This window comes from Fulvivirga ligni (assembly GCF_021389935.1).
Taxonomy (GTDB): Bacteria; Bacteroidota; Bacteroidia; order Cytophagales; family Cyclobacteriaceae; genus Fulvivirga; species Fulvivirga ligni.
The window spans coordinates 6,032,085-6,046,153 of the sequence record NZ_CP089979.1 but is presented as its reverse complement, the minus strand read 5'-3'; the positions used below and the strand labels follow the sequence as shown (position 1 = coordinate 6,046,153).

At 40.8% G+C, this 14,069-nt stretch carries 7 protein-coding genes; all 7 read left to right on the top strand.

Going from position 1 to position 14,069, the window contains the following annotated elements; genetic code table 11:
• Positions 1–80 precede the first annotated feature (80 nt).
• The 7 genes from susR (at position 81) to LVD16_RS25610 (ending at position 13,970) form a co-directional block, all read left to right on the top strand.
• Complete coding sequence (gene susR / locus LVD16_RS25640) at positions 81–1,688, top strand: SusR family glycan utilization regulator (RefSeq protein ID WP_233771150.1); 1,608 nt, start codon at positions 81–83, stop codon at positions 1,686–1,688.
• Between the two features lie 219 nt (positions 1,689–1,907).
• Positions 1,908–3,923 (top strand): glycoside hydrolase family 97 protein, encoded by a 2,016-nt coding sequence (locus LVD16_RS25635; RefSeq protein WP_233771149.1) that lies wholly within the window; start codon positions 1,908–1,910, stop codon positions 3,921–3,923.
• A 17-nt stretch (positions 3,924–3,940) separates the two neighbouring features.
• Positions 3,941–6,910 (top strand): SusC/RagA family TonB-linked outer membrane protein, encoded by a 2,970-nt coding sequence (locus tag LVD16_RS25630; protein WP_233771148.1) that lies wholly within the window; start codon positions 3,941–3,943, stop codon positions 6,908–6,910.
• An 11-nt stretch (positions 6,911–6,921) separates the two neighbouring features.
• A complete protein-coding gene (locus LVD16_RS25625) occupies positions 6,922–8,505 on the top strand; it encodes a RagB/SusD family nutrient uptake outer membrane protein (RefSeq protein ID WP_233771147.1) in 1,584 nt (527 codons plus the stop codon).
• The gene (locus tag LVD16_RS25620) at positions 8,492–9,592 is read left to right on the top strand and encodes a SusE domain-containing protein (RefSeq protein ID WP_233771146.1); all 1,101 of its coding nucleotides are present in this window, start codon (positions 8,492–8,494) and stop codon (positions 9,590–9,592) included. The genes LVD16_RS25625 and LVD16_RS25620 overlap by 14 nt, the downstream gene beginning before the upstream one ends.
• A gap of 85 nt (positions 9,593–9,677) precedes the next feature.
• Positions 9,678–11,039 (top strand): alpha-amylase family glycosyl hydrolase, encoded by a 1,362-nt coding sequence (locus LVD16_RS25615; RefSeq protein ID WP_233771145.1) that lies wholly within the window; start codon positions 9,678–9,680, stop codon positions 11,037–11,039.
• 117 nt (positions 11,040–11,156) lie between these two features.
• Entirely contained in the window at positions 11,157–13,970 is a 2,814-nt protein-coding gene (locus LVD16_RS25610) for an alpha-amylase family glycosyl hydrolase (RefSeq protein WP_233771144.1), read from the top strand.
• The last annotated feature ends 99 nt before the right edge of the window (positions 13,971–14,069 follow it).

Genomic DNA, 14,069 nt, shown 5'->3' with positions numbered 1-14,069 from the left:
TATCAAGGCTGGCCATTTGGTCAGCCTTTTTTGTTTATAAATCATTGAAAGTAATACATTTGTAGTTAGGCTACTCATAAATGCTGACTAGAACATCAATCATATTGTCCTTTCTTATGCTGCTCACCATCAGTGCGCGGAGTGCTACTCCTGACACGCTGCTTACTGAGCTTTATGACGTTCTGGCCAATCAGCATTTGTATGACGATCAGAAAAATAGCCAAATCAATGAATATAGAGATCAAATGGATGCGGCCTCTTCTCCTTCAGAGAGGTTTTTGATTTACGATGCCCTTTATTCTCAATATCAAAGCTTTAAATATGACTCTGCCTTTAGATATGCTACAGAACTAATTCGCTTGGGATATCTGCTAGATGATGATTCCAGAATTGGCTATGGTAAAGTGAAGTTGGGCTTTATTCTGCTTTCTTCTGGTATGTTTAAAGAAACATTCGACACGCTGAACACCGTTTCAGGTAAAGTGCTGAAAGACAGTGTGCAAAGAGAATACTACTCGCTCATGGCCCGCGCTTATTATGATGTGAGTGATTATGATAAAGACAATTATTACAGCGATAGGTACAGAAAGTTTGGTAATGCCTATGTAGATTCTGCAATGATGGTGAGTGAGGAGAATAGCTATACCTATCAATATTTAAAAGGCTTGAAGAACCTGAGGAACAGAAGGTTTGATATGGCCCAAAATGATCTTACCAAACTGCTGTCAGATAAGTCTGTAGAGCTCAGTTTGCATGAATATGCCATTGTAAGCTCAACGCTGAGTTATATTTATTTAAATAAGCAGGATACTCTAAATGCGGTTCATCTTTTGGCTCAGGCAAGTATTGCTGATATAAAGGCTGCAACGAAAGAAACTGCAGCTATGCTTAGTTTGTCGGAAATTCTTTTTCGCTTGGGTGAGCTGGAGGATGCGGATAACCTAATCAAAAAGGCGGTGGCTGACGCCGAATTTTATGGAGCCAAGCAGCGTAAAATGCAGGTGGGGGCGGTCCTCCCGGTTATCACAGCTGCTAAGCTTGCAGATGTAGAGTCACAGCGAAGGCTACTCATTTTCTACGCTAGCGGCATCACTATTCTGGTAATTACGGTTCTAATCTTCTCATTGATAATTTCTAAGCAGTATAAAAAGCTGAAAAGCGCTGATGATATCATTCAAAAGACTAATGCAGATCTGAGGAGAACTGTGAATAAACTGCAGGAGGCAAATAAAATTAAGGATGAATACATTGGGTATTATTTTAACATCAATTCAGAATACCTCAATAAAATAGAAAAGCTGAAAAAAGATGTGGATCGTAAGCTGATGTCTAAGAAATATGATGAGATCAAGTATGTGATCAATAACATTCATCTGAAGACAGAGCGCGAAAAGCTCTACTATAATTTTGACAGAGTTTTCTTGAAACTATTCCCTGACTTTGTTGAGAAGTTTAACCAGTTGTTTGATGATGAAAGCAAAATTCAGTTGGAATCTAATGAGCTGTTAAATACTGAACTAAGAATATTTGCCCTTATCCGATTAGGTATAACTGACAGTGATAAGATAGCAGGTATTTTAGGCTACTCAGTGAATACTATTTATTCTTACAAAAATAGAGTAAAGAGTAAATCCCACATTCCTAACGAGCAGTTTGAGGCTGAGATCATGAGTTTTAAGGCAGAATAAGGCCTATATTTCGTTTATATTTTTCAAGCACTTCATTCTTTGTAATTAATTGATTTACAAGTCGTTAATATTCTGTAGGCTCTAATATTTTCTATATTCGGGATGTATTTTTTGTGAAAGGCTTTCATCTGGAATTCTTTTGTAATAATCGATTGCAATAGCTCCTGGCTATCTATTGATTCATATTAGAAATCGTTTGCAAAATTATTACTTATTAGAATGAAACAGATTTACCGTTGGTCATTACTTTATTTCACATTATTTCTTGTGCTTACAAGTTGTAGTGATAAAGATAAAGCAACTGACACTGCAGTGTCCTCACCAAATGGACAGCATACCATTCAGTTTAAACTCACAGAAAAAGGAGAGCCTTACTATACAGTAACCAGAAATGGAGTGCTCCTTATAGATGACAGCAGGTTGGGCTTCGAGTTCGCTGATCAGCCTCATTTGAAAGATCAATTTGAAATAGAATCATCTGAAGTGAGTGACTTTGATGAAACCTGGAGCCAGCCATGGGGCGAAGTAAAGGACATCAGAAATAATTATCAGCAGCTCAAAGTGGTGCTGAAAGAAAAGGCTGAAGCAGGTAGAAAACTCAATATCATATTCAGAGCTTATGATGATGGTGTGGCTTTCAGGTATGAAATCCCTACAGAAAATAACATGGGCGAGTATAAGGTTACAAATGAGCTTTCAGAGTTCAACCTTACTCAAAATTATGATGCCTGGTGGATTCCTGCTTATGGAGATAATACAGACTATGAGGCGCTATTTAATAAAAACAAGCTGGCAGATCTAAAGGAGAATATTCATACCCCTTTAACTATGGAGTTGGGAGATAGTCTTTTTGTGAGCATTCACGAAGCTAGCTTAATAGATTATGCAGGCATGACTTTGAAGCCTGAAGGTACAAAACTATCAGCAGATTTGGTGCCTTGGTCTACCGGTGAGAAGGTAAGAGCCAATGGCGCTTTAGTTACTCCCTGGAGAACAGTGCAGATTGCACCATCAGCTGGAGATCTGATTACTTCATATCTTATCCTTAACCTCAATGAGCCTAATAAAATTGGCAATACTGACTGGATAGAGCCTGGAAAATACAACGGCATCTGGTGGGGTATGCATATTAACACGCAAACCTGGAATTCAGGTGATATGCACGGAGCCACTACCAAAAACACCAAGGAGCTGATTGATTTTGCTTCTAACAATAACCTTTCTGGTGTACTGGTTGAAGGCTGGAACATTGGCTGGGATGATGACTGGAGCTCTGGGAATTTTAACTTCTCTAAGCCCTATCCTGATTATGATGTTGAGGAGTTGAGCAGCTATGCCAAGGAAAAAGGTGTAGGCCTTATCGCCCATCATGAAACTGGTGGCAACATAGAGAACTACGAAAAACAGCTTGATGACGCGCTGGCCTTTATGGATAAGCATAACATCCATGCTTTAAAAACAGGATACGTATGTAAATTGGCTAATGGCAAAGAGTATCATCAAAGCCAGTTTATGGTGAATCATTATAACAAGGTAATGAAAGCCACGGCAGATCATCATATCATGCTAGATGTTCATGAGCCTGTAAAAGCCACTGGCCTAAGAAGAACCTACCCTAACATGATGACTCGTGAAGGTGCTCGTGGTACCGAGTATGAAGCATGGAGCGCCGGAAATCCACCATCGCACACGCTTATTTTACCTTTCACAAGATGCCTGGCTGGTCCATTGGATTATACTCCTGGTATTTTCGATATCACTATAGCTAACAAGCCTGAGAATAGAGTGCACACTACGCTGGCTAAGCAGCTTGCTTTGTATGTAACTATCTATAGTCCACTACAAATGGCCGCTGATTTACCTGAGCATTATGCTGATCAGCCCGCTTTTCAGTTCATCAGAGATGTACCTACTGACTGGGAAAAGACCGAAGTGCTCAATGCCAAGATCGGAGATTATCTAACCATAGCCAGAAAAGATAGAAACGGTGATGACTGGTATTTGGGCAGCACTACTAGCGACGATGCCAAGCAAATGGAAGTAACTCTAAGCTTCCTTACTCCGGGCAAAACTTATGAAGCGCAGATCTATGCTGATGGTGAAGGTGCTGATATGGAAACTAATCCTCTAGCTATAAATATGGAAAGCATTGAAGTAAACTCTGAAACTGTGCTGCCTATAAAACTAGCTCCAGGTGGCGGACAGGCCATAAGATTTCACTTAACTACTAATTAAAACTAAAATTAAACCCTATGAGAATAAACGTTTTACTAAAAAAGGTGCCGATAGCCTTGCTGCTCATGACCATGCTTATTACAGCAGGTTATGCTCAAGAGGCTACCATCACCGGAAGGATTACTGATGGTGATTCTGATGATCCACTGGTAGGTGCTACCGTACTTGAAAAAGGTACTACCAATGGAACCATTACAGATATCAATGGAAATTACTCCATCAAGGTATCTAAAAGCGATGCCATACTGCAGATTTCATATATCGGATATCTTACGGAAGAAGTGCTGGTAAATAATCAAAGCATTGTTAACGCTGGCCTTACTGTGGATGTAACCACGCTAGACGAGCTGGTGGTGATTGGTTATGGTAGTGTGAAAAAATCAGATGCTACTGGTGCAGTGGCAGTGATCAATACAGATGATTTTAATAAAGGAGCTATAAACTCACCTCAGGAATTGATTTCAGGTAAAACAGCCGGGGTTTCCATTACTTCAAATAGTGGTGCCCCGGGTAATACCTCAACCATCCGCGTAAGGGGAGGAGCTTCTATTTCAGCCAGTAATGATCCGCTTATTGTAATTGATGGTGTGCCAATGGATAATGAAGGCCGTGGAGGTTCTCCGAACTTATTATCAATCCTGAATCCTAATGATATTCAGTCGGTTACAGTACTAAAAGATGCTTCCTCTACTGCCATTTATGGTTCCAGAGCTTCTAATGGTGTGTTGCTTATCACCACCAAAAGTGGGAAATCAGGTTTCAAGATTAACTATAATGTTACTACCTCTCTATACACGCCTTCTAAAAAAGTAGATGTGTATAGTGGTGACGAATATAGAGTCTTAATGAATCAGTTATATGCTGGTCAGGATGATGTACTTTCATTATTAGGAGATGCCAATACTGATTGGCAGGATGAGATCTACAAAAATGCTTTTGGCCAGGATCATAACCTAAGTGTATCAGGAACAGCTGGAACTATGCCTTACCGAGTATCTCTGGGGTATAACAATACTGACGGTATTCTTAAAACCTATAACTACGAGAGAACATCAGTGGGCATAAATCTGGATCCCACTTTTCTTGATGATCATCTGAAATTGAAGGTTAGTTTAAAGGGTATTAATAACAATAACAATTTCGCAGAACAGGGAGCCATTGCAAATGCTATCTATTATGATCCTACTCAGCCCGTGTATAACGGAAATACCCGCTGGAGAGGTTTTACTACCTGGACTCTGGGTGGTGTAAATGGAGATGCCATTAACCTGGCTACTCCTAACCCGGTGGCACAGTTAGCCTTAACGGATAATACTTCCAACGTAAAGAGAAGCATCGGTAATGCTCAAATAGATTACAAAGTACATTTTCTACCTGATTTACATGTAAACTTAAATCTGGGGTATGATTATGGTAAATCAGAAGGTCATAACAACGTGGCCGATAGCACGCAATGGGTTTACATACCTACGCCTGCAGGTGGTAGAATCACCAGATATGAAAGAACAGATGAGAACGAGTTATTGGATTTTTATCTGAGCTACAACAAAGAAGTTGCTTCCATAGATAGTAAGTTCGATGCCATGCTGGGTTACAGCTGGGTTCACTCTAAAAAGTATGGTCAGGATTCTACCATGAATCAATATGAGGAAGCTTCGGTGTATAACAACTTTGCTAATGAGTACTACCTGGTGTCCTTCTTCGGAAGATTGAACTACACTTTCAAAAATAAGTACCTTCTTACTTTTAGTTTAAGGAATGATGGCTCATCAAGATTTGCTCCAGATCAGCGTTGGGGTATTTTCCCTGCAGCGGCATTTGCCTGGGACATGGATCAGGAAAATTTCCTAAAGGATAATCAGGTTATTTCTGATTTGAAACTAAGATTAGGATATGGTATTACCGGCCAGCAAGATTTGAATGGAAACTACTATCCGTATTTTGCTAAATACACCATCAGTAACCAATCAGCTCAATATAGATTTGGAGACACCTACTATCAGACCCTAAGACCAGATGGATACGATGCTTTCGTAAAGTGGGAAACTACCACTACTTACAATGCTGGTTTTGACTATGGTTTTCTTTCAGATAGAATTACAGGTACACTGGACTACTATTACAGAAAAACCTATGATCTTCTAAATACTGTAGATGTACCAGTGGGTACTAACTTCTCGCCACAAGTTTTGACTAACGTGAGTACCATGGTGAATCAAGGTTTAGAATTTAACCTTAACGCCGTACTGATTAATAAAGGAGACTTACATTGGGAGTTGGGCTATAACATAGCGTATAACAGAAACAACATCACCAAGCTGAATCTGAACAATGATCCTAACTACATCATTCCTTTCGGAGGTATAGCAGGATCTACTTCAGGTACCATCCAGGTAAACAAGCTGGATCAGCCGGTAAGATCTTTCTATGTATATCAGCAGATTTATGATAGTAATGGCCAGCCGTTAGAAGGCGTTTATGTGGATAGAGATTACAACGGCATCATCAACAGTAGTGACCTTTATGTTTATAAAAAGCCGGATGCTGATGTGTTGATGGGTATTAATTCTCACCTGAATTATAAAAACTGGGACTTCAGCTTTAACGGTAGAGCTAGCTTAGGAAACTACGTTTACAATAACGTGGCAGCCAATAGTAACTATGCCAACCTATATTCCACGCTTAGGTTTGTGACTAACTCTTCCAAATTGGCAGATGATACTCAGTTTACGCAAACTGGCAACTATACGCTTTCGGATTATTACATTGAAAACGCTTCATTCTTCAGAATGGATAACATCAATCTGGGGTATCGATTCAATGAGGCTTTCAATACTAAACTGAATATCAGAGTGAGTGCCGGAGTTCAAAATGCTTTCATAATCACAAAATACAAAGGATTAGATCCTGAGATAAGTGGCGGCTTGGATAACAACTTCTATCCGCGTCCAAGAGTATTTGTGCTTGGTCTTAATTGTGATTTTTAAACGAAGAAGAAATGAAAATACATAAAATACTACTACTCACCACCGTGATTAGCACCGGCCTTTTTTCCTGTATTAATGATTTGGATACTGAGCCTATAGATAGTAAAGTAATCTCTTCGGCTACTGTTTTTGATGATCCATTGGCTTACAAACAGTTTCTAGCCAAATTATATGGAGCACTTACACTTACAGGGCAAAGAGGAGAAGCAGGGCTTCCGGAAATATCAGCTAATGATGAAGGAACCACCTCTTTTCTAAGAACTTACTGGAGTGCTCAGGAAGTAACTACAGACGAGGCTATCAATGCCTGGGGAGATGCTGGTCTTGATGAGTTTCATAGCCATGCATGGTCTGATAATAACCTGTACGTGAAGCTTTTATATCAAAGAATCTTCATCAACATCGCTTATTGTAATGAGTATATCAGAGAGGTGTCTTCCAGAGTAGATGGACTTTCTGGGGATTTGAAAGGTGATGTGGAACATTATTTAGCTGAGGCCAGATTCTTAAGAGCTCTTTATTACTACTATGCAATGGACTTGTATGGTAATGTACCCTTCGTAACAGAAGAGGACGGTACAGGAGCTTACTTTCCACCTCAGATTAAAAGAGCTGATCTTTTCGCTTTTATAGAGCAGGAGTTATTAGAAGTAATTCCAGACATGGCAGCGCCAAGGACCAACGAATATGCCAGAGCAGATCAGGCAGCTGCATGGTCTTTATTAGCCAGAATGTATCTGAATGCGGAAGTGTACTTAGGTGCTGGAAACAAGAAATATACAGAATGTATCACCTACAGCAAGAAAGTTATCGATGCTGGTTACAGTCTGCATGCCAGCTATGCTGAGCTCTTTATGGCTGATAATGATGTGCATAGAAATGAAATGATCTTACCAGTGGCGGAAGATGGAGATTACACAAGAAACTATGGTGGAACTACTTACATTGTTCACGCTTCTATCGGTTCCAACGCGGAGAGCTTAGGAATTACCGGTGGGTGGTCAGGCAACAGGCCTACAACCACTTTCGTGAATATTTTCGATGATCCTAGTGGCGCTACAGATCAGCGTGCTAAGTTCTCTACTCAAGATCAATTATCCACAGAAATTAATGATCCTGCTAAGTTTCAGCAAGGCTATAGAGCCATGAAGTTTAGCAACCGTACTGCTGGTGGAGATAATGGCTCTGATCTCACTTTCGTAGATACAGATTTCCCAATCTTCAGATTAGCCGATGTGTACTTGATGTATGCTGAAGCGGTTCTTCGAGGAGGTACTGGCGGAGACCAGGCCACAGCATTATCTTATGTAAATGCCTTAAGAGAAAGGGCTTATGGAGATGATTCTGGAAATATTTCAGCCGCTGAGCTTAACCTGAATTTTATTCTGGACGAAAGAGGAAGAGAGTTATACTGGGAAGGTCACAGAAGAACGGACCTTGTAAGGTACGGCCTTTTCACTTCGGATAATTACACCTGGGATTGGAAAGGTGGAGTAAAGAGCGGTAAAGGCACGGACTCCCATCTGAACATATTCCCAATTCCTTTCAGCGACAGATCAATTAACACAAACCTTGAACAAAATGATGGATATTAAAATGAACTCTATATATAGATTATTAGCAGTTTTTGCTTTGATCATCGGTTTTATCTCTTGTGAAGATGATAGACTATTACCGGAAACTGATCCTGAGGTAAAAGCGCCTGAAATGTTAAGTCCGCTACCGGATTACTCTAAAGTTATTCATGGTTCAGACAGTGGTGAAGTGATGACGTTTGTTTGGTCAGAAGTTCATTACGGAGTTAGCACTCCAGTGGGCTATACTGTTACCATAGATACTGCTACGAATAACTTTGCCAATGAAGTGGTGCTGGGTTCATCTGATAAGAACTATCTAAACATCAACATTGAAAGGTTAAATGATATTTTGATCAATAGACTTGGTTTGCCAGCGAATGAGAAATCAGAACTGGAAGTACGAGTAACTTCAAACCTAACTACTGTTGATTCTTTAGTTTCTGATGCCGTAGTGATTTCGATCACACCATATATGCCAGTGGATGAAGAAGAGCCAGAGCCAGTGGATCCTCCAGAAAGATTATGGGTGCCGGGTGATTATCAGGGGTGGGATCCTGCAGCTGCCCCTACTTTGAGGTTAGTAGGTGAGAATTTGTACGAAGGCTATGTGTATATCAGTATGGCTTCAGGATTCAAATTTACCAGTTCACCGGATTGGGATCACATTAACTACGGTGACTCAGGTACTCCGGGAGAGCTTTCTACTGATGGTTTGGATCCGAGTTTAGGTACTGAAACTCCTGGTTATTATCGTTTCATTGTGAATACAGCTGACCTTACTTACCAAATGGACCTGATCTCTTCATGGGGACTTATCGGTACAGCTACACCTGGCATCTGGGATAATTCTACCCCTATGACTTTTGATGCTGCCAAGGAAGAATGGACGGTTACGCAAGATTTAGTGGCAGGAGCTTTAAAATTCAGAGCTAACAATGCCTGGGATATCAACCTCGGCCCTGCGGATAGTAATGCTATGAGTGGCAGGCTGATCAATACTGATGGTGCCATAAGCATCCCTTCGGATGGAAACTATACCATTACTATAGATTTAAATACCACTGATAACCCTTATGACTACACATATAAGGTAGTGAAAAATTAATTGAAGAACGTTTCATAAGTGTGAGTGACTGGCAAAAGCTAATCCATGCTTTGCTGGTCGCTCCCTTATATAACTTAGTGAACGAATGATAGATAGAGTAAAGAAGTTAGTATCAGCATTTTTAGTGTTAATCGTTTTTGTTTCCTGTGGAGAAGATGAGTTTAATGTACCTAAGCAGGCTACCGTAGAGGTAAATGAATTCTCGAATGTACCTGCCATTAAGGACATTATAATGTATGAGGTGAATCTTAGAGCATTTAGCCGAGGCGCTGACCTGGATGGTGTTACCGAGAGACTTGATTATTTACAGGACCTGGGTGTAAATACAATATGGCTCATGCCCATTTATCCTATTGGTCAAGTTAGATCTGTTAATTCTCCCTATTCAATAAGTAATTATACAGCCGTAAATGCTGAGCTTGGTACCATTAACAATCTGAGGAAACTAGTCAATGAAGCTCATTCCAGAGATATGGCAGTGATTCTTGATTGGGTGGCCAACCATACCGCTTGGGATCATCCCTGGGTCACCGAGCACCCTACCTGGTACACGCAAGATGGTGCCGGCAATATCATGATTCCTGCTAATACAGGCTGGGAAGATGTGGCTGATCTCAACTATTCTAATTCAGGAATGAGACAAGAAATGATTAAATCAATGGAATTTTGGTTAGATGAGGCCGGTATTGATGGTTTTAGATTTGATGCCGTTGACTTTGTGCCAGAAGATTTTTGGTCAGACGCTACTGCTCAGTTGAATGCTCATTCTGATAAAGATCTGATTTTGCTAGCTGAAGGTGGGGCACCAGTAAATTTCCAATCGGGTTTTGATTTAAATTATGCCTTTGATTTCAATAATACATTAAGAGACGTTTTTGGAAATAATGGCAGCGCCAACCTGATCTTTAATACTAATGCCTCTGAATATACTGCTATAGGCGATGGCCTAAAGCTAAGATACTCTACTAATCATGATGTTTATGGGCATGATGGTACCCTGAATCAGTTTTATAAGAACGATGCTGGTTCATTGGCAGCGTTTGCTACTTGTCTGTATATGAAGGGGATACCATTGATCTATACAGGTCAGGAGATCAATTTCCCTAATCTTATTTCCTTCTTTGACTATAACTATTTGCCATGGGATTCTAATCCCGGTCTTATACAATCCTATCAGGAGCTATTGTCAATAAGAAAAGATCATGAAGTTTTTATAGATGGTGATCTGATCTCTTACCCTGATAATAATGCCCTGGTTTATGTGAGAGAAAATGATGCAGAAAAAATACTGGTGATGATTAATGTGAGAAATGCTACTACCTCATATACTTTGCCGGAAGCGCTTCAGAATACCAGCTGGTCTAATTTGATGTCTGGTGATGGTACTACACTAAACGACGCTGTTACTCTAAACCCATTTGAAATTCAGCTGCTAAAAGCAAACTAAGCTCTACAGTAGGTTTTAACTACAGATTGAAATGCTTCCTTAGGCATTATGGGAATACTACGCCCTTTTCAATCTGAATCGATTTCAAATAAATGTTCAATTTAAAACCCTCATGACATGAAAATCTTCAGTCATTTCAACCAACTTAAACTTATGAAGCTGGCTTTGCAGCTTCTTGTTCTACTGTGTTTTTCCTTTACGGCAAAAGCACAGGATCCACCGCAATATGGTACGCCCTTTAATGGTGTCCCAGATCCGCGGGATGTAAATATGTATCAGGTCAATATCCGGGCTTTCAGCTCAGGTGGAGACTTACAGGGAGTGATTGCTCGCCTGGATCAAATTAAAAATGTGGGAACTAACGTTATCTATCTTCTGCCGGTCTATCCTGTAGGTGAGGACTCACGAAGTAAGATAGCTAGTTCCACATCCCCATACAGCATTAAAGATTTTAAGTCGGTAGGATCAGAATATGGTTCGTTATCCGATTTAAGGGCTTTAGTAGATGGTGCGCACGCCAGAGGTATGGCCGTAATGTTGGATTTTGTGGTGAACCAAACTTCATGGGACCATCCCTGGATCACGCAGCATCCTGATTGGTACGTGAGAAATGGCGCTGGTGAAATTCAGCAGTTGGCTAATTTCTCTGATGTGGCTGCGCTTAACTTTAATAGCAGCAGCATGAGATCAGCCATGATTGATGCACTGCGCTATTGGGTGTTTGCCGCTAACATTGATGGCTATAGAATGGATTTCGCCAATAATCCACCATTAGATTTTTGGACTCAGGCCAACAATAATCTGAGAGGCATTGCTTCTCATGATTTGCTTTTGTTTGCAGAAGGAGACCGATTAGAAAACTTCAATGTGGGCTTTGATCTCAATTTCGGTGATAAATGGTACTATGATGCACTTACTGATATCAATGATGGTGCTTCGGTGTCACTCATCCAATCAGTAACCAATACAGAATACACTTATGCTTCTGGAAGCCAGCAGGTGGTAAGATACACCGGCAATCACGATACCAGCGGCGATGGCACTCCTTTGGAAGTGTTTGAAAGCACCTCGGGAGTAATGGCCAATTTTGTAGTCTCTGCCTACATGCGAGGTGTTCCGTTTCTTTATGGTGGACAGGAAGTGGCTTTCCCAACCAGAATTCCATGGCCATGGGATGGTGTAGATATCAATTGGAATGGAAACAGTGCTGTAACAGCAGAGTTTAAAAAAGTCCTGGATTTCAGAACTAGCAGCAATGCCATTAGAAGAGGAAGTCTGACCAATTACAGCAATAATAATGTGTGTGCCTTCACCAAAACATCTGGTAGCGAAGAAGTGCTTGTATTGGTGAATCTTCGAAATTACAACACCAGCATTTCCTTGCCTGGAAGTATTACCAGCGCTGGATGGAATGATGCTTATACCGGAAATTCGAGCAACGTAGGTAGCACGGTAAATCTCGGTGCTTATGAATATAGAGTGTACACCAAAGGAAGTGGAGGCAATAATAACCAGGCTCCTACAGCCAATGCCGGGGCTGACAAAAATCTGTCTGCCGGTGTTTCTTCTACTACGCTAAATGGTTCAGGATCAGACCCTGATAATAATCCGCTGAGCTACAGCTGGGCACAGATCAGCGGCCCTTCGGCCAATATCAATAATAGTAACAGTGCCAGTACCGGCATTAGCGGATTGACCAATGGCAATACTTATGTCTTTAGATTAACCGTAAATGATGGTCAGCTTTCTGCCACGGATGATGTTCAGGTAACAGTGGCTCCTTCAAATAATACACAATCTCCATTTGGCGGATCACCAATAGCCCTTCCAGGAACCGTAGAGGCGGAGAACTATGATAACGGTGGTGACGGAGTAGCCTACCATGACGTTGATGGTTCAAACAACGGTGGTCAGTACAGAGCTTCTGAAAGTGTGGATATTGAAGCCAGCAGCCAGGGTGGTTATAACGTTGGCTGGACTTCATCAGGAGAGTGGCTGGAGTATACGGTAAATGTAGCTGCTGCCGGAAATTATACACTTGCGGCTCAGGTGGCATCAGCCAGTGGCGGTAATTTCAGAGTAGAATTCAATGGGTCGGATAAAACAGGTGTCTTAAATGTGCCCAACACCGGCGGCTGGCAGAGCTGGCAAACCATAAATAGCGGTCAGTTTACCTTGTCGGCTGGTACTCAGATTATGAGAATTTACATGAATACCGGAGGTTATAATATTGATAAAGTTACTATCTCTAGCGCCAATGGTGGAGGTGGAGGCTCCGTTTTCAGAATTAAAAACAGATGGCAAAACACCTACTTATACGATAATGGTAATCAGCTAGCCTATGGTACACCATCGGCATCCAACCAAAATTCTCAATGGACTTTTGAAACCGTTGATGGTCATACCGCCATCAAAAACGTAGGTACCGGTGATTATATTAACATCGAAAATCAATATGGCTATGTAGAATGTACTTCGGTCCCTACCTCATACTGGAGCGCTCAGTGGGCCATAGAAGATTATGATGGTTATAAAAGACTGAGAAACAGATGGGTGTCTGATCGATATATCCACATAGAGCAGTTGGCAGGTTATGCGCAGTGTTCAAGTCTTTATGCAGGTTCTCATAGTAATCACTGGACTTTCGAAAGTGTGGGCTCAGGAAGCCAAAGATTAGGATTCGATGAAGGTGATGATCAAATAACTGAATTGAAAGTATATCCGAACCCTTCTTCAGGACTTTTACATGTGGAACTGAAGACAGAAAAAGCCGATTTCATTTTATATGATGTGAAAGGTAGTGTGTTGATGCAGGGATCATTAACCTCTTCTGTAAATATAGTGGACATATCTAAACTGAAAGCAGGGTTGTACACAGCTCTGATCAGAGATGAGTCCGGAACCACTTGTGTAAGAGTAATAAAAGAATAAATATTGTTTTGATTTGGTGTAAGGGTCAGATCTCAGGCCATATTTATCAATAAGAAAAGGGTGTATTAGCACCCTTTTTTTATTTTTGTTAAAATGAAA

Bases quoted from the DNA above. Each gene is read 5' to 3' on its own strand.
- LVD16_RS25610 (WP_233771144.1), top strand. From the start codon at position 11,157: ATGAAAATCTTCAGTCATTTCAACCAACTTAAACTTATGAAGCTGGCT.
- LVD16_RS25625 (WP_233771147.1), top strand. From the start codon at position 6,922: ATGAAAATACATAAAATACTACTACTCACCACCGTGATTAGCACCGGC.
- LVD16_RS25620 (WP_233771146.1), top strand. From the start codon at position 8,492: ATGATGGATATTAAAATGAACTCTATATATAGATTATTAGCAGTTTTT.
- LVD16_RS25635 (WP_233771149.1), top strand. From the start codon at position 1,908: ATGAAACAGATTTACCGTTGGTCATTACTTTATTTCACATTATTTCTT.
- susR (WP_233771150.1), top strand. From the start codon at position 81: ATGCTGACTAGAACATCAATCATATTGTCCTTTCTTATGCTGCTCACC.
- LVD16_RS25630 (WP_233771148.1), top strand. From the start codon at position 3,941: ATGAGAATAAACGTTTTACTAAAAAAGGTGCCGATAGCCTTGCTGCTC.
- LVD16_RS25615 (WP_233771145.1), top strand. From the start codon at position 9,678: ATGATAGATAGAGTAAAGAAGTTAGTATCAGCATTTTTAGTGTTAATC.